Source organism: Catenibacterium faecis (assembly GCF_014306455.1).
In the GTDB taxonomy this organism is placed as follows: Bacteria; Bacillota_I; Bacilli_A; order Erysipelotrichales; family Coprobacillaceae; genus Catenibacterium; species Catenibacterium mitsuoka_A.
This window is the reverse complement of record NZ_JACRWG010000023.1, coordinates 17131-35266: the sequence shown is the minus strand read 5'-3', so window position 1 is coordinate 35266 and position 18136 is coordinate 17131. Positions and strand designations below refer to the sequence as shown.

Genomic DNA, 18136 nt, shown 5'->3' with positions numbered 1-18136 from the left:
TCTGAATTGAGTTATAATATGTTATGTAGTTAGGTTCATTATTTAAACATTCATTCATAACCTAATTATATCAAAAAATGCGGCACTTCTCATTTATTTGAGATGTGTCGCATTTTTCTATTTTGGAAAACTGTCATTTATTTCGAGACAGCCTCTATTATTACTCAGGCTTTTTTGGATCCTTAAGTGATTCTGATAAAGTTGTAAGTGTACCAGCTAACCCTGCTAAGTCATTAGGTACAATAATCTTTGTAGCCTGCCCATCAGCTAAGTTCTTTAATGCTTTTAATCCTTCTAACTGAATATAAGCAGATTCAGGATTTGCTTCATTAATATACTGAATAGCTTTAGCTTGTGCTTCATAAACAAGTCTTAATGCTTCAGCCTGACCTTCAGCTTTCGCAATCTGTGCTTCTTTTTCAGCTGTTGCACGTAATACAAGAGATTCCTTATCCCCTTCTGCATTTAAGATAGCCGCCTGTTTTTTACCTTCAGCTACTAAGATAGATTCACGTCTTTCACGTTCTGCACGCATCTGTTTTTCCATTGCTTCCTGAATATCTTTTGGAGGAAGAATGTTTTTAACTTCTACTCTAGTTACCTTGATACCCCATGGATCAGTGGCATCATCAAGAATAGATCTCATCTTAGAGTTAATGATATCTCTTGATGTTAAAGTATCATCTAATTCAAGTTCACCAATGATATTTCTTAATGTAGTAGCAGTTAATGTTTCAATCGCATTAATTGGTCTTACTACACCATAAGTAAATAATTTAGGATCTGTGATAGAGAAATAGACTACTGTATCAATCTGCATTGTAACGTTATCTTTAGTAATAACTGGCTGTGGAGCGAAGTCCATAACCTGTTCCTTTAATGATACACGGTTAGATACACGATCAATTAAAGGGATAAGAATATGTAAACCTACATTTAATGTACGATCATATGCACCAATTCTTTCTACTACATAAGCATATGACTGTGGAACAATCTTTACTGTACTGAAAATAAGAATAACAACAATTGCGATTAATAAAATCATTAAAATAAAACCTGACATCTTAGTTCGCCTGCCACTCAAAATGTGATTAAATATACTCACATCGAGATAATGTAAATTCTCACGAACATTACTTACTATTTCATCGTGTATGCTTTCGATTGACAAACGTCATATCTACTCACAAGTTCAAGTACACTTCATAGTCGTAAATTCCCGAAATAGCCTTCGGTACATACCTACGTTTGCGTTCATTTATGCAACTTCGTAAGTTGTAGCATCTCTCAGATTAAGTGCAGCATTGAAATCTCTGTCTTCGATATATCCACAGTCACATCTGAAAATTCTATCTGAAAGATTTAAATCTTTTTTGATATGCTTGCAGCAATGACATGTCTTAGATGATGGGAACCATCTGTCTACAATTCGAAGTTCAATTCCGTTTTCCCTGCATTTAGCTAGAAGCTTTGTTTTAAATTCATAAAACTTCTGCGAAGCAACTGCCTTTGAAAGATGTCTGTTCTTCATCATTCCTGATACGTTTAGATCTTCAATCGTTATATAAGATGGCTTGATTTTCACTATCTCTGCGATTATCTTATTGATGTAATCAGTACGAATATTGTCTATTCTATGATGAATCTTCTGTATCTTAAGCCTTTGTTTCTGTATATTTCTTTTTTGAGTGGACTCTCCTTTCTTTTGATTTTCATACTTTCGAGAAAGACTTCTCTGTTCTCGACTAAGCTTTTTTTCAAGCTTCTTTAATCTGGCAGATTTGTTGATGTTCTTATAAGTCTTGCCATTAGAGACAATCACAAAGTCCTTTAATCCAAGGTCAATGCCAATTCCTTCACCTGAATTACTGGCTATCCTTTTATCTGGGATTTCTATAAGAACTGAAACATAATATCTGTCAGCTTTTATTGAGACATGACCGCTCTTAATTACATATCCGTCTTTTGTTGTAGGAATATATCCTTTCTCTTTGATGCGTACCCAGCCAAGTGACGGAATCTTGATTCTGTGTCTTTCACAAAGGCAGTCTTTTGGATTATTCCTTACAAAATATATTTTCACATCAGATCTGCCTTTCTTCTTAAATTTTGGAAAGGCGCTCTTGTGATCAAAGAATTTTTCAAATGCGGTCTGTCCGTTATTTACTGCCTGTGTTACCGATTTTGAATAAGCTTCCTTGATCCAGGAATATTCTGGATGGCTCGGAAGAAACTCATTGTTGAGCCATACTCTAAACTGGCTGCTGCTCATAAACTTTTTGCCACTTTCATGAAGTTCCTTATTATGAGCAAGATAGAAGTTATAGATAAATCTGCAAGTACCTATTGTTTTACGAATCTTTACTTTCTGCTCCTCTGTTGGATTTATTTCCGTCTTGAAGCTCTTCAGCAATTTCCTCATCCCTTTCTATCATTTTTTTATACTTACAAAGCCCTTTGCAACCTGCAGGAGAACACATGAAGTATTGAAACAATATCCTGCATGAGTTCTCCATCTGATTTCTAATCTAATTATAGTACAAACGGAAAATCCTTGCATCAAGTTTGGCTTCATGAACGCCGATTTATAGGCGTTTATATAATTTATTTTTTACTATCCTGTGGTTTGTGGGTATTCAAATAATTCTTTTACATTACAAAACTATCTTAAAAATGCAACTTGATTTAGTAAATACTAATTGTAAGTATAATAATGCCTTTAGTTTGGGATCTGTTTGCCTTTAAATTTCCTTCTCTATCTTAACGTTATAATATCTTAACAGATACGCCTAAAAGTTCAGCAAAATCCATTGGTTTATAATTTGTAATATTTGATGTGTTCATTTTAACGCTCTTCTTTGAGGGGATTTGAACACATTCAAACACAATAATCGATATATTCAGTTACTTATATTTTCCTCCTTTTTAACAACTAGATGTGCACCTTCAATTGCGACAACTTCCCCATATTCTCCTTCTTCTAAAGTCAAATTATGAAGTGAAGACGCTGACCAAATCTGATTCTTAATTCTTACTTCACCCATATGATCTGCATCAATTCTCTTAATAACGAGAGCATGCGTTCCTATGAGTGCATCATTATTCGTATGTATTATATTGCCCTTCAGACTTTTTACAGCCATAGGACGTGCCACTATTGCGCATATAACAGATACTACTAGGAATATACCAACCTGTATTGGAACCGATAAATTTAATAAGCAGGCAATCAATGCCGCAAAAGCACCAATCACAAACCAGACACTTACTAGTGATACCGTGAGTATTTCTACCACAATACACGCAATCATAACACCTGACCACACTACCAAACTATCCATTTAGTCTTCCCTCCTTGTAGTCAACAATGAGAACTTCATGAACAATGTCATATGTTCCTTTAAACTTATAAACATTCTTTTCATTGAAATCGAGAGGAATCAAATCAGCAAGTTCTTTAATAAATGGTTTATTTGTGATTCTTCCATAGGACTTACCTCTTGATATCTTATGAAGCTGGTCCTGTGGATAAATTCCGTCATTGATGGCTTGCTTTCCCACGGGTTTGATACCGATACAATGATTGTCATAATCAATACCTAATAGAACATAATTCACATTTTCAAAATGCATACATGCTGTCGTATTCAACGTAATATTTGTTTCATAAATGGAGACGACAGATGCATTCAGTTCGTTTGTATTCCAGACAAAGTTCATGTTTATCACCTCCAATATCATTGTATTATTTTTATTATTTTTATTCAACAAAAATCGTATAACAAAAAAAATCTACCAATAAGATCATATTTCTACCATCTTGAATGTTAGAGTTTCAAAAGTATTATTTCTTATCTATGTAAATGAGTTTATCTATTATTCTTAGCACATATAGCATACATAGAATCAATAGATACTGTTTCTTTATGACGAAATAAATAAAGAAAGCCACAAATAAAACAAGTATTGGATATCTTAATCTACCTTTATTTATACATAGAAATACATATCCTTTTTTATTAATCTTCTTCTGAATGTAAAAATCAATCACTACTAATAATAAGATAAAAAAATGCCTAACAAGTATCCTGGCATAGTCTATGCTCCTCCTATTCTTTAATAATAACTAACATTTTATTATAGTTGATGTTAAGAGCAAAGTTTTAAAATCAATTACTAATAATATTATAATCTATTATGTTATTAACATCTATAGATATCTGTGTAAAACAAAAAACTTCTGTTTTTACGCAGAAGTTAAAAGAGTCTCTTTAATTCTTTTGCCACACCATCATGCAATACATCTTCACAGATAATTGATGCATGATGATAAATCATAGGGATTGCATTCTTCATAGCGATAGGATGACCTACTGTTTTAAACATTTCTAAGTCATTGGCTCCATCACCAAAACAATAGCTATCATCAACATCTAAGCCATAATACTTCAACATTGTTTCAATACCATGACCTTTAGAAGTATCTATATTAGATACTTCAATGTTTAAGCTATCATCATGTTTTTCATAGAAGAAAGCCCCTAGTCTTTCAATAAGTCCTACGCTGTCTTCTTTTTTATTATATCTGATTTCTAATTTAATTGTTTTCTTTAGTACTTCATCTAAATCATAATCGTTGCATAAAGAATCCATATCAATATTACACCAAGCATAGAATTCATACATATGTGGTGACTCTTTCTTTAAATAACAACGATCAGTTGTAAGAAGTATATATTCATAACCTTGTGATTCTACATATTCAATAAGTTTCTTTGTTTCTTCATAAGGTAAAGTCAAAGAATCTATTGTTTTTCCTTCAGTTACAATATGTGCTCCATTAGCTAATACAAAACCATCAAAACCAATGGATTTGACTTCTTTAGAAATAAATCCAGTTGGTCTACCACTTGCGATAAAGCATTTATGGCCTAATTTCTGTACTCTATGAATTTCATCAATCGTATTCTGACTAATACCAATCTCTGGATGGTAGATTGTACCATCAATATCAAAAAATATCGCTTTCATTATTTCCTCCAAAAAAAGAGATAGCGCGAACGCTATCTCTTACTGTAAGTATGTAGTGTTTTCTAACATGACACCGCAGCCTTCAGCAACACAATCAAGTGGTGTATCAGCTACGAATACAGGAACCTTTAATCCCTGTTCAAGGAACTTGTCTAAATTCTTTAATAAAGCTCCTCCACCAGTTAAGAAGATACCCTTATTTACGATATCTGCAGATAATTCAGGTGGTGTCTGTTCAAGAACCTGCTTAGCAGCAATTAAGATTGTTTCACAAACTTCTCCTAAAGCAGAAACTGTTTCAGCTTCATTCATCTGGACAGTCTTTGGAAGACCAGTCACTAAGTCTCTACCACGAACATCCATAACTGTTTCTTCGTTAGGCTGGAATGCACAACCGATCTGTTTCTTAACTTCTTCAGCTGTAGCATCACCAATTAATAACTTATATTTATCTTTTACGTATTTAATGATTTCCTGATCCATCTTGTCACCAGCAATCTTTAATGACTGAGATGTAACGATATCACCTAATGAAAGTACAGCAACGTCTGTAGTTCCACCACCGATATCGATAACCATGTTTCCAGATGGTTTAGAAATATCAAGACCAGCACCAATAGCAGCTACTTTTGGTTCTTCTTCGATATATACCTTCTTAGCACCACATCTTAAAGCAACATCCTGGATGGCACTCTTTTCGATTGAAGTGATGTTAGATGGACAACAAATTAAGATTGTTGGTCTAGCAAAAATTCCTTTTAAGTTTAGTTTATTGATAAAGTGTGTTAGTAAGATTTCAGTAGTCTGGAAATCAGCAATAACACCATCCTTTAATGGACGGATTGCTTTTAATTTTCCAGGAGTCTTTCCAAGCATTTCTCTTGCTTCTTCACCAACAGCAACAGGTCTATTTGTTTCTACATTAATAGTGACAACACTTGGTTCATTAACTACAATTCCTTCTCCTTTAGCATAGATAAGGATATTTGCAGTACCAAGGTCAATACCAATTTCTTTTGATAAGCTCATACCTTTTTCCTCCTTGTAAGCATTTCTATTTTATCATTTTATTCATATTATTCAAGTCAATTAATTAAAAAATATTGGCTTTAAATCAATAAAAACTTAACGTACCAAAATTAAGTATAAATTGTGCAAATAAGTATCCGAGCGCCACACTCGCGATTATATAGAAGACGTAAAACTGGCTGATTCTGCCCTTTCTTAAGAAGCGTTCGAAGTCAAAAGCCTGCAAGCCATACATAGCTAATAAGACAGAAATAATATAGACTAAAATATTAACTGTACGATAAAACATAGTATCCTCCTTTGACACTATTTAACCATTTCAGCAATCAAAATACAACCATTTGATATTTCAAATGATTTCTAGTACAATTTTAAATGAGGTGATTGATATGAATGTACGCGCATCAGAAATTAAAGATCTAAGTCGTGTGATGGATCTTATTAATCAAGCAAAAGAATATTTTAAAGATAATAATATTAATCAATGGCAAAAAGGATATCCTGACATTAGCACAATACTAGACGATATTATATCAGGTAACAGTTATGTTCTTTCTAAACATTCCCATACATATGGCACAATGCATTTTTTTATAGGAATAGAACCAAACTATGTAAGAATCTACAATGGCCACTGGCTTACTAATACTAGGCACTATGGTATTATTCATCGTTTTGTGATTGATAATAATCATAAAGGAAATGGCTATGCAAAAAAATTATTGGATTATGCAGTCAACATCTGTAAACAGAGTGGTACTCCTTCTATTCGTTTAGATATTGATAAGAATAATAAACCAATGAAAGAATTTATATTAAAGAATGGATTTAAACATTGTGGTACTATTTGTTTAAAAAACAACGAAGAAAGAGAAGCATACGAAAGATTGATTTGAAACTGTGTGTAAACACAGTTTTTTTATTTTATTTTTACATTTGCTTAACATATATAAGAAACAAATATACTATAATTCATTCAGGAGGACTCTTATGAAAAATTTAAGATTCTATATCATATTTTTATCTCTTTCTATTCTATTCTTACTATTTGATTGGTACTATTCAAGAAAACTCAATCTAGATTATATTAAGATTATCATTTTATCTATTACAGTTGTATTTGCTTGTCAATTGCTTATTTAGTCTTATGCAGTCACTTATGACTGTTCTTTTAATATTATTTGTATTTTAAGTTTAATTTATTGACAATTTTCTCAGATATACATTTGAATTAAAATTTACCTTATGTTAAACTGTCATTGTCATTTTAAAAAATGACTTTACTTTTTTCTTCTTGTATTTATAGTTATTAACTAGAAATATAAGGTCTTCCAAGCAAAAAGGGTAATGTTTCACGTGAAACATTACCCTTTTACTTTTTATGATATTCTTCATACACATGATTCTTATTTAATTTGCGAATCTTTGCGACTTCTTTAATAGCATCCTTCTTGGACATACCCTTTTCAACAAACTCATCAACATGTTCTGTAATTGTTTGGTCAAAAGTCTCTTCCTCTGTTACTTCAGTGCCACCTTCAACCACAATAACCATTTCACCCTTTAATTCATCTACTACTTCTAATACTTCAGAAATAGTACCTCTTAGAATTTCTTCATGCTTCTTTGTGATTTCTCTACATAAAGCTATTCTTCTATCACCTAATACTTTCATCATACATTCCAATGTTGCCTTAATTCTATGTGGGGCTTCATAGAATACGATTGTATAAGTGATATTTTTTAATTTTTCTAATTCTTTAGTCTTATTTTTGTTTGTATGGCTTAAGAAGCCATAGAACATGAATGGCTGTGGTGCAATGCCAGAGACAACCAAAGCATCTAAACAAGCATTACATCCTGATAAAGGTACTACATTGTATCCTGCATCAATAGTTGCAAGAACCATTTCATACCCTGGATCACTAATTGCAGGATAACCTGCATCACTTACTAATGCAACTGACTCCCCTTCTTCTAATAATGATAAAAGTTTAGGAATCGCAACATGCAGATTATGTTCATGATGAGAAATAAGCTTAGCTTCTATATTAAAGTGATTTAATAGTTTTACTGTATTACGTGTATCTTCTGCTGCAATATAGTTTACACTCTTCATAACATCAATACATCTTGGCGTCATTTCACTTAAATTACCAATAGGTGTTGGTACAAGGTAAAGTGTTGCTTTTCCATTCTCAAAACTCTTTTGTCTATTTAACATTCATCTCACCTACTAACTGTTTAACTTCATCTGAATAGCTTCCATCTTCATTATGTGTATATAATGGAGGTTCAATCTTTAATCCTGTTTTACCTAAGAAAGCACCTTCGATTAAAAACGTATTACATTCTTTTCCTTCTTTAGGATAGACAAAACGGATACGTTTAGGTTCTATTCTATATTTTTTAAATAATTCAATTGTTTCAATAAAACGGTCTGGACGATAGACCATTGAGAAACGACCATTCTGATCTAGAATCTTTGCAGCTGATGCAATAATTCCTTCTAGATCTATTTTGATTTCATGACGTGCAATAGTTATATAAGGACTTTCATTAATATGGGATTTCTCTCCTAATTTAAAGAAAGGTGGGTTACATACAATTGCTTTGGTACGTGGTGCATATTTCACATAATCTTTAATATCATCATGAATGATTTCTACCTGATCTTCTACATGATTTAATTTTACGTTTCTTTCTGCAATCTCTACAGCTTCCTTTTGAATTTCAACACCAATAATCTTCTTATGAGTTCGTTGTGTTAAGATTAATGGTATGGCTGCATTATTTGTCCCAAAATCAACGATTGTCTTCATATCCTTTGTGATTGCACAAAAGTTTGCCAATAAAACAGTATCCAGAGAAAAGGTAAACATATCTCTTCTCTGGATGATTTTCATATCATTATAACCAAGGAGATGATTAATTTCTTCGTTCATCTTTCTTCCCTTTTGGATTATTACCTTTGATAGTTCTTGGCTTCTGATTATACTGTTTTGGTTTATGCTGTTGTCTTGGCTTCTTTTGTTTTGGTTTATCGTGTTTCTTTTCTTTTTTAGGTGCTAGTTCTTCTAAGATACGTCTTTCCTTTTTAGGAGCTGATTTCTTATCGATATCAGATAAAGGAATAAATAAAATACTTCCTTCACTATCAATCTTTACCAAATCAGAAATAACGTTTAAACCAACAACCTTACACTGTTTATCTTCATAACGAATAAATGAACCAATCTTAGGGAATTTCTTTTTAACTTCCTTATAGGCTTCATCTTCATACTTTAAACAGCATAATAAACGTCCACAAACACCTGAAATCTTATCAATATTAATCGCAAGTAACTGATTCTTAGCCATATTGATAGATACACCATCAAACTCACCTAAGAATGAGTTACAACATAGTGGTAAGCCACAATTTCCAATACCACCCACTATTTTAGCTTTATCTCTAGGTCCTACCTGTCTCAATTCAATACGACATTTAAAAACACTAGCAAGTTTCTTTAATAAATCTCTGAAGTCTACACGTTCATCAGATGTATACATAAAGATCACCTTAGAAGCATCTAATGTATATTCGCAATTGATCAAATGCATATCAAGGTTTGTTTCCGCAATGATTTCTTTACAGATTTCAAATGATTTTTGTGCCTTAATTTTATTGATATTATATACTTCAATGTCTGCTCTATTCGCAACACGTTTAATTCTTTTTAATTCGTTATCTAATTTAAATTCTGATAAGTCTGCAAGATCCGCAATGATTTCTCCCATTTCTAGTCCTCTTACAGTTTCTACTACTACTTTATCTCCTTTTTTGACATCTAAGTCTGTAGAGAAGTAATAATATTTACCAGCGCTATTAAATCTAACAGCCGCTAATTTATCCATTTCATCAAACTCCCTTCAATACTTTATATACCATACCATCTAGTAATAATGCAAGATTGACATTATTGTTGAGTCTTTCAGCATATTCTAATATGATTTCTATTTTCTGTAATATTTTACCATCTTCTGGCATCTTCTCAAAGAATTCTTTATGTTTCACAAATAATACAGGTATGGAATGTTTCACGTGAAACATATCTCTCATACCTAACACCAGAAGATTTAAGAATAATGCATAAGCTTCTTTATTCTTCTTATACTTCTTACCTAGATTTATCTGCAAATTGATCAATAAATCCGATGGCTTCATATATAAATCTTCAATAAAGTAGAATACATAATTCTTAACATCAAAATATAACTCACTATCCTTATATTCATTACATTCTTCAATCGAATCAAACAGATGAGGAAGAACCATAGAGTCTTCTTCATCCACCCCTTCATTCTTTAGTTTTAATTCTAAAGAATGCTTAGATTCAGGAAGTAATTTAATCACCTGACATCTAGATTGAATAGTAGGTAGTACTTTATTAATATTCTTTGTTGTAAGGATTGCATATACTTCTTCTACAGGTTCTTCTAAGAACTTTAATAAGCTATTCATTGCCTGAGTTGTCGCATTATCAATATTTTTAAGAATATATACTTTTCCATTATTCTCTACACTTGATTTCACAAACTCTTCCTGAATATGATCAATATCAGATTTCTTAATAGAACTCTCTTTACCATCACATACAATCATATCAGGATAAAGACCTTCTTTAATTCGTATACAGTTATCACAAGTTTCACACGCTAGTGTATCTTCATGGCATATATAAGACTGGGCAATAAATGTCGCAATATCATCCGTATGATCCCCTACTAGAAGAAATGCATGAGTCTTTTTATTCTCTTTAAAACTCTTCTCTAAGATACGATAGAAGATAGGTTGTGTTTCTTTTAGAAATTCTTTCATAGTCTATCCTTTACGATTTCATAAACCTGACGATATACTTCTTCAACTGGTAAAGAAGCATCTACCTTCACAATTCTATCTGGGAACTTATCACAGATCATTTGATAACCATCATATACTTTATGATGAAAATCCAATGATTCTAAATCTAATCTATTGACTTCTCTATCTCCTGTAATACGCTTTAAAGCAACTTCAGGTTTTACATCAAAGAAAATAGTTAAATCAGGAAGAATACCATCTGTCGCAAAAAGATTCATGTTGTAGATATTATCTACACCAATACCTCTTCCAATTCCCTGATAAACTAAAGAACTATCAATAAAACGATCGCATATCACAATACCATCTTCCTTTAATACAGGAAGTACTTTTTCTACTAGATGCTGTCTTCTGCTTGCTGCATAAAGTAATGCTTCAGTTCTTGCATCCATCTTCGTATTATTGACATCAGTAATCACATCTCTGATTTGTTCTGCAATATCTACACCACCAGGTTCTCTACTAAAAGTGATATTATATCCTTCTTCGATAAACTGTTTATGTAACATCTTTGCAATAGTCGTTTTACCACTGCCTTCTCCACCTTCAAAAGTAATAAATAAACTCATATCATACACTCCTTCAAACATTAATATTATATGTGATTTACAATGTTTTTTCCATAATTAAAAAGAAGGTTATTCATTACCTTCTCTATACTTTCGATAATCAAAGACATCTTCTCTATTTAATAACTGTGACCATCTTGCTGATAACAGTTTTGCATATTTATAGTCTTCTAATCCATATGCCCCTAAAGAATAGGCATCATTACATTCTATTAATAAGGTTCTTCCATCTTTAGTAACACCTATATCAATAGAACATGCCATAGGTCTTTCATCCCATTGTGTAAATTGATTCATGATCTGGTCAAGTACATCAGGATTATAGTTATAATGCCAATCACCTTTATAAGGACGCACATCTATAATTTCATCATAATATACAAAGCAGCGCCACTCACGCATGAACTCAACAGCTTCACTACAGAGAACTTCAAGATTATCATTATAAGCCCCACAGCCTATTAAATCCTTAATACTTGATATCACTTTACCAGTAAATACTTTACTATCAACGGGTTTCACAAACCATCCTGCTGACCATTTCTTTTCGTCTGAAGAAATAGAATTAATTGTATCTTTCCATATCTTTCTTCCTAAAAATTCTTTGAGACATTCTGGATAATTATCAACATGAGGATGCGTTATTCCAAACTTCTTAAATACATTTTCACACTGTATAAGATAATCTACTACTATATCCTCTTTAGTGATTTGATCGTAAATATCATTGAGTGAGTAATAAGGTTCTATTTCACATGCTAATTCATTGAATCCATTAATAGCTTTCTGCATTTCAAGACTATGGCCTACTACAAGTCCAGAATTATAATCTTTTTTTACTTTTATGTAAGCTTTCATTATTTTATCCTCAATACAAAAGGGCTATAAAAATACATTATAGCCCTCTTGCTTAAACTTTCTTTCTACCCTCAAATGATTTTAATAATGTGAGTTCATCTGCATAATCAAGAGAACTTCCAATTGGTAAACCATGCGCAATACGTGTTGTATTGACACCTTTTTTATCTAATAGCTTTGCAAGGAAGAGCGCAGTTGTTTCCCCTTCTCTTGTCGCATTTGTCGCAATAATCACTTCTTTTGTATCAGGAGTAATACGATCAAATAAACTCATAATGTTCAAATCATCCATAGTCTTGCCATCCATAATAGAAATTGTACCACCTAATACATGATATAACCCATGGTACTCTTTCATCTTTTCCATCGCAAAGACATCCTTAGGAGATTCTACAACACATATTGTAGACTGATCTCTTTCGTGATCAGCACATATCTCACACTTATCACCTTCACTTAAATTACCACATATAGGGCATGTATGAACGTTTTCTTTAAATGAAGTCAGTGCCTGTGAGAATCTTTTTACATCTTCTTCTGACATAGCATAAATCGCATAAGCCATTCTTTCAGCACCTTTGTTTCCAATACCTGGCAACATTTTAAAACATGTCATTAACTCTTCAAAACTCTTTGGATATTCCATATTACATAAAAGAAGATAAATCTAATCCACCAGTGAGGGATTTCATATTATCCTCTTTCTCCTTTTCTACCTGACTGATTCCCTGATTAATCGCAATCATCATCAAGTCTTCTAACATATCTTTATCGTCCATAAGATCCTGACTGATATGTAATTCAGTGATCTGATACTTACCATTGATTTTACCTGTAATCAAATTATTCTGACAAGAAAAACTAAAACTCTTATTTTCTAATTCTTTTTGTTGGTTTGAGGCTGTTTCACCCATTTTCTTTGCGGTTTCTAAAAGCGAATTGAAATCCATTTTTAATCCTCCTTAAATTCTACAATATCTTCGCCAAACATATCTAAAGCATACTTCTGTGCATCATTCAAATCTACTCTTTTTAAATCATATCCATCAATATGTTTTAATGTGATTGGTCTCGCCTGAGGAAGCTGTTTGCTTCTTGCAAGCTGAATATAATGTTGTCTCATCTCTAACCATGCATCATGCTGCATACCAATGAATTTATATTCATGTCCTAATACATCCTTAATTAAAGATGATAACTGTTTATAGTTCTTATAATAGTTTGCAGCATTCACATCAGGCATTAATTCAAACTCAATAATTAAACCATCTCTACAAGCAGCTACAGGATGCCCCTGTGATAACATACTTGCTGCTTTGGCTGTATTCATATTAGCCATATAACGTCTAATCACTGGCCACTTCTCCTGTACTTCATTTAAGATCTTACGATCTGCCTGTACAAGAATATTTAATATATCACTTTGATCTACTTCGATATTATCATCTGATGCATATGTTTCTGGTTCTTCTTTCTTTTCATAATTGAATTGAGGTACTGGTTGTTCAACCTTCTTTTCAATAACTGGTTCTACTATCTCTTCTTCAATTGGTTCAAAGACAGGTTCTTCTATAATTTCTTCGATTGGTTCTTCTTTGACTTCAACCTTCTTTACTTCTACAGGTTTTACAGGTTCTTCTTTAATAGGTGTATATTCAATCTTCTGACTTGGTGCATGTTCTTGATTGCATAGTCTTAATAATGCAAGTTCAAAATAAATATGTGGATCAGTGGCTCTGATATACTTCTCACTTGCATCCATCAATATATCAATAAAATTAAAACATTCATCACTTGAAATATAAGGCACAATGTTTTCTAAGTCTTTCTGTGTCATGACTGACATAATAGAAACATCTTTTGTATTCCTATAAACAACTATGTCTTTTAATATATCAATTAAATCAAATGTTAATCTCTTAATATCGATACCACTCTTATCCATCTTATCTAATATCTTTAAAGATTCAGACATATTCTTAGATAATAAAACCTTCAATAAGTTTGTCTTATCATCCATGGATACAATACCATAAATAGTATGAATATCATTAATGCTTAAATGATCATCATTATAGGCAAGACATTGTTCAAGGATAGATAATGCATCTCTCATCCCACCATTCGCAAGTCTGGCGATTAATTCTAAGGATCCATCATCATATGTCTTACCTTCCTCTTTTAAGACATACTGCATTCTTTGTACCATTTCCTGGTCAGTGAGTCGTGTAAAATCAAATCTCTGACATCTAGAAATAATAGTAGGTAAGATCTTATGTGGTTCTGTTGTCGCAAGAATAAAGATGACATGTGCAGGTGGTTCTTCTAATGTCTTTAATAGTGCATTAAAAGCTCCAGGTGACATCATATGTACTTCATCGACGATATAGACTTTATATTGTCCCTGTGTCGGTGCATATTTCACCTTATCAATCAGACTTCTTACTTCTTCTACCCCATTATTGCTGGCAGCATCTATTTCAATGACATCTGGATGTGTTCCATTTTCAATCTGTTTACAATTCTCACATTCACCACATGGTTTAGGATCACCTGTACAATTAACTGCCTTAGCTAATAACTTTGCGACAGTTGTCTTCCCTGTTCCACGTGGACCACAAAATAAATATGCATGAGCAATCTTCTTTTCACCTATTGCATGCTTTAATGTAGTAATAATTGCTTCCTGTCCAGCTACATCTTTAAATGTCTGTGGACGGTATGTTCTATATAATGATTTATATGCCATCTTCATCAACTCCTTTCCTTATTATACATAAAAAAAGGTGCCTTAGCACCTTAATTATTATCACTTACTAACATCAATATATCAATAAAAATGTTGATAAAATCCATATAGAGCTGTAATGCACAAAGCAATGCCACACCTTGTAATGCTTCCTGAGGTGCAACTTCATAGGCATATTCGATATGCTTAAAATCATAAATAGTAAGTCCAGTAAAGACTGCAAGATCAAGGAATACCACAAGATAATAAAGACCTGGTGCTGAAATGAAGATCAATAAGATATACGCAATCATAAGAACTGGTAAAGCCATTAAACAGACCTTTCCTATACCAATGAAATTATTATTAGTATGCTGTGTCACTGTATAAAGTAAGCCAAAATAAACAGCTGTCACTGCAAAGGCAAGTACCGCCACACCTGGTACAACATAATTCAACCACATAGAAAGTACAATCCCATTAATTACTGAATAAGCAACATAATATGTCTTAGCCTTCTCTATAGCCATATCTTTCACTGTTTTACTAAGCATTAGTACTAATCCTATTTCGACAATAGAACATACAATCATAAAAATGAAATAAGAAGCACCCAATATCAGTTCAAGATGTAAGAATGAGAATAGAAATGAAGTGATTGTAGTGATTCCTAAAGCGACAGCCATCCATTTCATGATTGAACCAAAGAACTCACCATAACTCATCTTATTACTGTAATAAGAATCCATAGTTTACTTCCTCCTTTTACGTTTAAAGAACTCTGATACTATTGTAGCACACTGTTCCTTTAAAATCCCCTGTTGTACATCAGGATGATGATTTACAGGATTATTCTCTATTAACTCTATAAAACCAGACCATTTACTTACATTTGCACCTATTACTAAACGACTCATACGACTTTGTATAATAGCCCCTGTACACATCATACATGGTTCTAATGTTACATACATTGTACAGCCATCTAAATGCCATAAATCAAGATACTCACTTGCTTGATTAATAGCTAATATTTCAGCATGTCCTGTAGCTTTCTTTAAGGTTTCCTTCTGGTTATGTGTACGTGCAATGATTTGTCCTTCATAGACAATAATGCATCCAATAGGTACTTCATCTTCACTCATTGCAATTTCTGCTTCTTTTAATGCTTCAGCCATATATTCTTCATCACTCATACACTATGACTGCCACTCAAAATGTGATTAAATATACTCACATCGAGATAATGTAAGTTCTCACGAACATTACTTACTATTTCATTGTGTATGCTTTCGATTGACAAACGTCATATCTACTCACAAGTTCAAGTACACTTCATAGTCGTAAATTCCCGAAATAGCCTTCGGTACATACTTACGTTTGCGTTTATTTATGCAACTTCGTAAGTCGTAGCATCTCTCAGATTAAGTGCAGCATTGAAATCTCTGTCTTCGATATAACCACAGTCACATCTGAAAAGTCTATCTGAAAGCTTTAAATCTTTCTTGATATTCTTGCAGCAGTGACATGTCTTAGATGATGGGTACCATCTATCTACAATTCGAAGTTCAATTCCATTTTCCTTGCATTTAGCTAGAAGCTTTGATCTAAATTCATAAAACTTCTGCGAAGCAACTGCCTTTGAAAGATGTCTATTCTTCATCATTCCTGATACGTTTAGATCTTCAATCGTTATATAAGATGGCTTGGTTTTCACTATCTCTGCGATTGTCTTATTGATGTAATCAGTACGAATATTGTCTATTCTATGATGAAGCTTCTGTATCTTAAGCCTTTGTTTCTGTATATTTCTTTTTTGAGTGGACTCTCCTTTCTTTAGATTTTCATATTTTCGAGAAAGACTTCTCTGTTCTCGAATAAGCTTTTTTTCAAGCTTCTTTAATTTTGCAGATTTGTTGATGTTCTTATAAGTTTTTCCATTAGAGACAATCGCAAAGTCCTTTAATCCAAGGTCAATGCCAATTCCTTTACTGGAATTATTGGCTGTCCTTTTATCTGGGATTTCTATAAGAACTGAAACATAGTATCTGTCAGCCTTTATTGAGACATGACCGCTCTTAATTACGTATCCATCTTTTGCTGTGGGAATATATCCTTTCTCTTTGATACGTACCCAGCCAAGTGACGGAATCTTAATTCTGTGTCTTTCACAAAGGCAGTCTTTTGGATTATTCCTTACAAAATACATTTTCACATCAGATCTGCCTTTCTTTTTAAATTTTGGAAAGGCGCTCTTATGATCAAAGAATCTTTTAAATGCTGTCTGTCCATTATTTACTGCCTGTGTTACCGATTTGGAATAAGCTTCCTTGATCCAGGAACATTCTGGATGGTTTGGAAGATACTCATTGTTAAGCCATACTCTAAACTGGCTGCTGCTCATAAACTTTTTGCCACTTTCATGAAGCTCCTTATTATGAGCAAGATAGAAGTTATAGATAAATCTGCAAGTACCTATTGTTTTACGAATCTTGACTTTCTGTTCATCTGTCGGATTTATTTCCGTTTTGAAGCTCTTCAGCAATTTCCTCATCCCTTTCTATCTGTTTTTTTATACTTATGACGCCCTTACAGCCTGCAGGAAAACACATGAAGTATTGAAACAATATCCTGCATGAGTTCTTCATCTGATTTCTAATCTAATTATAGTACAAATGGAAAATCTATACATCAAGTTCAGCTTCATGAACGCCGATTTATAGGCGTTTATATAATTAAATTTTTACTATCCTGTGGTTTGTGGGTATTCAAATAATTCTTTTACATTACAGAACTATCTTAAAAATGCAGTTTGATTTAGTAAATGCTGATTATAAGTATAATAGTGCCTATTAGTTTGGATTCGGTTTGCCTTTAAAGTTCCTTCTCTATCTCAACGTTATAATATCTTAACAGATACGCCTAAAAGTTCAGCAAAATCCTTTAATTTATAATTTGTGATATTTGATGTGTTCATTTTAACACTACCTCTATGAGTAAATTTAAACACAATCA

General features: G+C 32.6%; 21 protein-coding genes. 2 read left to right on the top strand and 19 right to left on the bottom strand.

Annotation, left to right across the window (positions count from 1 at the left end):
* Nucleotides 1–160: 160 nt before the first annotated feature.
* The 7 genes from H8909_RS06730 to H8909_RS06700 form a co-directional block, all read right to left on the bottom strand.
* Nucleotides 161–1066, bottom strand: a complete 906-nt coding sequence (locus H8909_RS06730; protein ID WP_187012270.1) for an SPFH domain-containing protein — start codon at nt 1064–1066, stop codon at nt 161–163.
* A 195-nt stretch (nt 1067–1261) separates the two neighbouring features.
* Complete coding sequence (locus tag H8909_RS06725) at nt 1262–2425, bottom strand: RNA-guided endonuclease InsQ/TnpB family protein (RefSeq protein WP_187012269.1); 1164 nt, start codon at nt 2423–2425, stop codon at nt 1262–1264.
* Nucleotides 2426–2903: 478 nt separating this feature from the next.
* Entirely contained in the window at nt 2904–3344 is a 441-nt protein-coding gene (locus H8909_RS06720; RefSeq protein WP_187012268.1) for an NfeD family protein, read from the bottom strand.
* Nucleotides 3337–3723, bottom strand: a complete 387-nt coding sequence (locus H8909_RS06715; RefSeq protein ID WP_022424800.1) for a hypothetical protein — start codon at nt 3721–3723, stop codon at nt 3337–3339. The genes H8909_RS06720 and H8909_RS06715 overlap by 8 nt, the downstream gene beginning before the upstream one ends.
* A gap of 537 nt (nt 3724–4260) precedes the next feature.
* Entirely contained in the window at nt 4261–5034 is a 774-nt protein-coding gene (locus tag H8909_RS06710) for an HAD family hydrolase (RefSeq protein WP_187012267.1), read from the bottom strand.
* A 39-nt stretch (nt 5035–5073) separates the two neighbouring features.
* Nucleotides 5074–6063, bottom strand: coding sequence for a rod shape-determining protein (locus tag H8909_RS06705; RefSeq protein WP_117459735.1), 990 nt, complete (start codon nt 6061–6063; stop codon nt 5074–5076).
* A gap of 85 nt (nt 6064–6148) precedes the next feature.
* Nucleotides 6149–6352: a DUF1146 domain-containing protein gene (locus H8909_RS06700; RefSeq protein WP_187012266.1), complete on the bottom strand. Its 204-nt coding sequence runs from the start codon at nt 6350–6352 to the stop codon at nt 6149–6151.
* 100 nt (nt 6353–6452) lie between these two features.
* On the opposite strand from H8909_RS06700, the gene H8909_RS06695 reads away from it, so the two are divergent.
* Nucleotides 6453–6959 (top strand): GNAT family N-acetyltransferase, encoded by a 507-nt coding sequence (locus H8909_RS06695; RefSeq protein ID WP_187012265.1) that lies wholly within the window; start codon nt 6453–6455, stop codon nt 6957–6959.
* 94 nt (nt 6960–7053) lie between these two features.
* On the top strand, nt 7054–7206 hold the full coding sequence (locus H8909_RS06690) for a hypothetical protein (RefSeq protein ID WP_158546357.1): 153 nt from the start codon (nt 7054–7056) through the stop codon (nt 7204–7206).
* Between the two features lie 229 nt (nt 7207–7435).
* On the opposite strand, the gene rsmI is transcribed toward H8909_RS06690, so the two are convergent.
* From rsmI to H8909_RS06630, 12 genes are all read right to left on the bottom strand, one after another.
* Entirely contained in the window at nt 7436–8287 is an 852-nt protein-coding gene (gene rsmI / locus H8909_RS06685; protein WP_187012264.1) for a 16S rRNA (cytidine(1402)-2'-O)-methyltransferase, read from the bottom strand.
* Nucleotides 8277–9008, bottom strand: a complete 732-nt coding sequence (locus tag H8909_RS06680; protein WP_187012263.1) for a tRNA1(Val) (adenine(37)-N6)-methyltransferase — start codon at nt 9006–9008, stop codon at nt 8277–8279. The genes rsmI and H8909_RS06680 overlap by 11 nt, the downstream gene beginning before the upstream one ends.
* Nucleotides 8992–9960: a PSP1 domain-containing protein gene (locus tag H8909_RS06675; RefSeq protein ID WP_187012262.1), complete on the bottom strand. Its 969-nt coding sequence runs from the start codon at nt 9958–9960 to the stop codon at nt 8992–8994. Before H8909_RS06675 ends, H8909_RS06680 begins: the two co-directional genes overlap by 17 nt.
* 4 nt (nt 9961–9964) lie before the next feature.
* Complete coding sequence (locus H8909_RS06670) at nt 9965–10924, bottom strand: DNA polymerase III delta subunit-related protein (protein ID WP_187012261.1); 960 nt, start codon at nt 10922–10924, stop codon at nt 9965–9967.
* Nucleotides 10921–11535: a dTMP kinase gene (gene tmk, locus H8909_RS06665; RefSeq protein WP_022424791.1), complete on the bottom strand. Its 615-nt coding sequence runs from the start codon at nt 11533–11535 to the stop codon at nt 10921–10923. Before tmk ends, H8909_RS06670 begins: the two co-directional genes overlap by 4 nt.
* Nucleotides 11536–11604: 69 nt before the next feature.
* Nucleotides 11605–12393: an ATP-grasp domain-containing protein gene (locus H8909_RS06660; RefSeq protein WP_187012260.1), complete on the bottom strand. Its 789-nt coding sequence runs from the start codon at nt 12391–12393 to the stop codon at nt 11605–11607.
* 52 nt (nt 12394–12445) lie between these two features.
* Nucleotides 12446–13039 carry a recombination mediator RecR gene (gene recR, locus H8909_RS06655; protein WP_187012259.1) on the bottom strand — a complete coding sequence of 198 codons (594 nt, stop codon included), beginning with the start codon at nt 13037–13039 and terminating at the stop codon, nt 12446–12448.
* Nucleotide 13040: 1 nt separating this feature from the next.
* Nucleotides 13041–13343 carry a YbaB/EbfC family nucleoid-associated protein gene (locus H8909_RS06650; RefSeq protein ID WP_006505010.1) on the bottom strand — a complete coding sequence of 101 codons (303 nt, stop codon included), beginning with the start codon at nt 13341–13343 and terminating at the stop codon, nt 13041–13043.
* Nucleotides 13344–13345: 2 nt separating this feature from the next.
* On the bottom strand, nt 13346–15142 hold the full coding sequence (dnaX, locus tag H8909_RS06645) for a DNA polymerase III subunit gamma/tau (protein WP_187012258.1): 1797 nt from the start codon (nt 15140–15142) through the stop codon (nt 13346–13348).
* Nucleotides 15143–15192: 50 nt separating this feature from the next.
* A complete protein-coding gene (locus tag H8909_RS06640) occupies nt 15193–15870 on the bottom strand; it encodes a Bax inhibitor-1/YccA family protein (RefSeq protein WP_187012257.1) in 678 nt (225 codons plus the stop codon).
* Between the two features lie 3 nt (nt 15871–15873).
* Nucleotides 15874–16317 (bottom strand): nucleoside deaminase, encoded by a 444-nt coding sequence (locus tag H8909_RS06635; RefSeq protein WP_187012256.1) that lies wholly within the window; start codon nt 16315–16317, stop codon nt 15874–15876.
* A gap of 194 nt (nt 16318–16511) precedes the next feature.
* On the bottom strand, nt 16512–17675 hold the full coding sequence (locus tag H8909_RS06630; protein ID WP_187012255.1) for an RNA-guided endonuclease InsQ/TnpB family protein: 1164 nt from the start codon (nt 17673–17675) through the stop codon (nt 16512–16514).
* Nucleotides 17676–18136: the final 461 nt, after the last annotated feature.

What these genes read in the sequence shown, in the direction of transcription:
- H8909_RS06690 (WP_158546357.1), top strand. Translation starts at nt 7,054, where the DNA reads ATGAAAAATTTAAGATTCTATATCATATTTTTATCTCTTTCTATTCTA.
- H8909_RS06670 (WP_187012261.1), bottom strand. Translation starts at nt 10,924, where the DNA reads ATGAAAGAATTTCTAAAAGAAACACAACCTATCTTCTATCGTATCTTA.
- H8909_RS06675 (WP_187012262.1), bottom strand. Translation starts at nt 9,960, where the DNA reads ATGGATAAATTAGCGGCTGTTAGATTTAATAGCGCTGGTAAATATTAT.
- H8909_RS06695 (WP_187012265.1), top strand. Translation starts at nt 6,453, where the DNA reads ATGAATGTACGCGCATCAGAAATTAAAGATCTAAGTCGTGTGATGGAT.
- H8909_RS06700 (WP_187012266.1), bottom strand. Translation starts at nt 6,352, where the DNA reads ATGTTTTATCGTACAGTTAATATTTTAGTCTATATTATTTCTGTCTTA.
- rsmI (WP_187012264.1), bottom strand. Translation starts at nt 8,287, where the DNA reads ATGTTAAATAGACAAAAGAGTTTTGAGAATGGAAAAGCAACACTTTAC.
- H8909_RS06630 (WP_187012255.1), bottom strand. Translation starts at nt 17,675, where the DNA reads ATGAGGAAATTGCTGAAGAGCTTCAAAACGGAAATAAATCCGACAGAT.
- dnaX (WP_187012258.1), bottom strand. Translation starts at nt 15,142, where the DNA reads ATGGCATATAAATCATTATATAGAACATACCGTCCACAGACATTTAAA.
- H8909_RS06725 (WP_187012269.1), bottom strand. Translation starts at nt 2,425, where the DNA reads ATGAGGAAATTGCTGAAGAGCTTCAAGACGGAAATAAATCCAACAGAG.
- H8909_RS06635 (WP_187012256.1), bottom strand. Translation starts at nt 16,317, where the DNA reads ATGAGTGATGAAGAATATATGGCTGAAGCATTAAAAGAAGCAGAAATT.
- H8909_RS06720 (WP_187012268.1), bottom strand. Translation starts at nt 3,344, where the DNA reads ATGGATAGTTTGGTAGTGTGGTCAGGTGTTATGATTGCGTGTATTGTG.
- recR (WP_187012259.1), bottom strand. Translation starts at nt 13,039, where the DNA reads ATGGAATATCCAAAGAGTTTTGAAGAGTTAATGACATGTTTTAAAATG.
- H8909_RS06640 (WP_187012257.1), bottom strand. Translation starts at nt 15,870, where the DNA reads ATGGATTCTTATTACAGTAATAAGATGAGTTATGGTGAGTTCTTTGGT.
- H8909_RS06710 (WP_187012267.1), bottom strand. Translation starts at nt 5,034, where the DNA reads ATGAAAGCGATATTTTTTGATATTGATGGTACAATCTACCATCCAGAG.
- H8909_RS06650 (WP_006505010.1), bottom strand. Translation starts at nt 13,343, where the DNA reads ATGGATTTCAATTCGCTTTTAGAAACCGCAAAGAAAATGGGTGAAACA.
- H8909_RS06715 (WP_022424800.1), bottom strand. Translation starts at nt 3,723, where the DNA reads ATGAACTTTGTCTGGAATACAAACGAACTGAATGCATCTGTCGTCTCC.
- H8909_RS06660 (WP_187012260.1), bottom strand. Translation starts at nt 12,393, where the DNA reads ATGAAAGCTTACATAAAAGTAAAAAAAGATTATAATTCTGGACTTGTA.
- H8909_RS06705 (WP_117459735.1), bottom strand. Translation starts at nt 6,063, where the DNA reads ATGAGCTTATCAAAAGAAATTGGTATTGACCTTGGTACTGCAAATATC.
- H8909_RS06730 (WP_187012270.1), bottom strand. Translation starts at nt 1,066, where the DNA reads ATGTCAGGTTTTATTTTAATGATTTTATTAATCGCAATTGTTGTTATT.
- tmk (WP_022424791.1), bottom strand. Translation starts at nt 11,535, where the DNA reads ATGAGTTTATTTATTACTTTTGAAGGTGGAGAAGGCAGTGGTAAAACG.
- H8909_RS06680 (WP_187012263.1), bottom strand. Translation starts at nt 9,008, where the DNA reads ATGAACGAAGAAATTAATCATCTCCTTGGTTATAATGATATGAAAATC.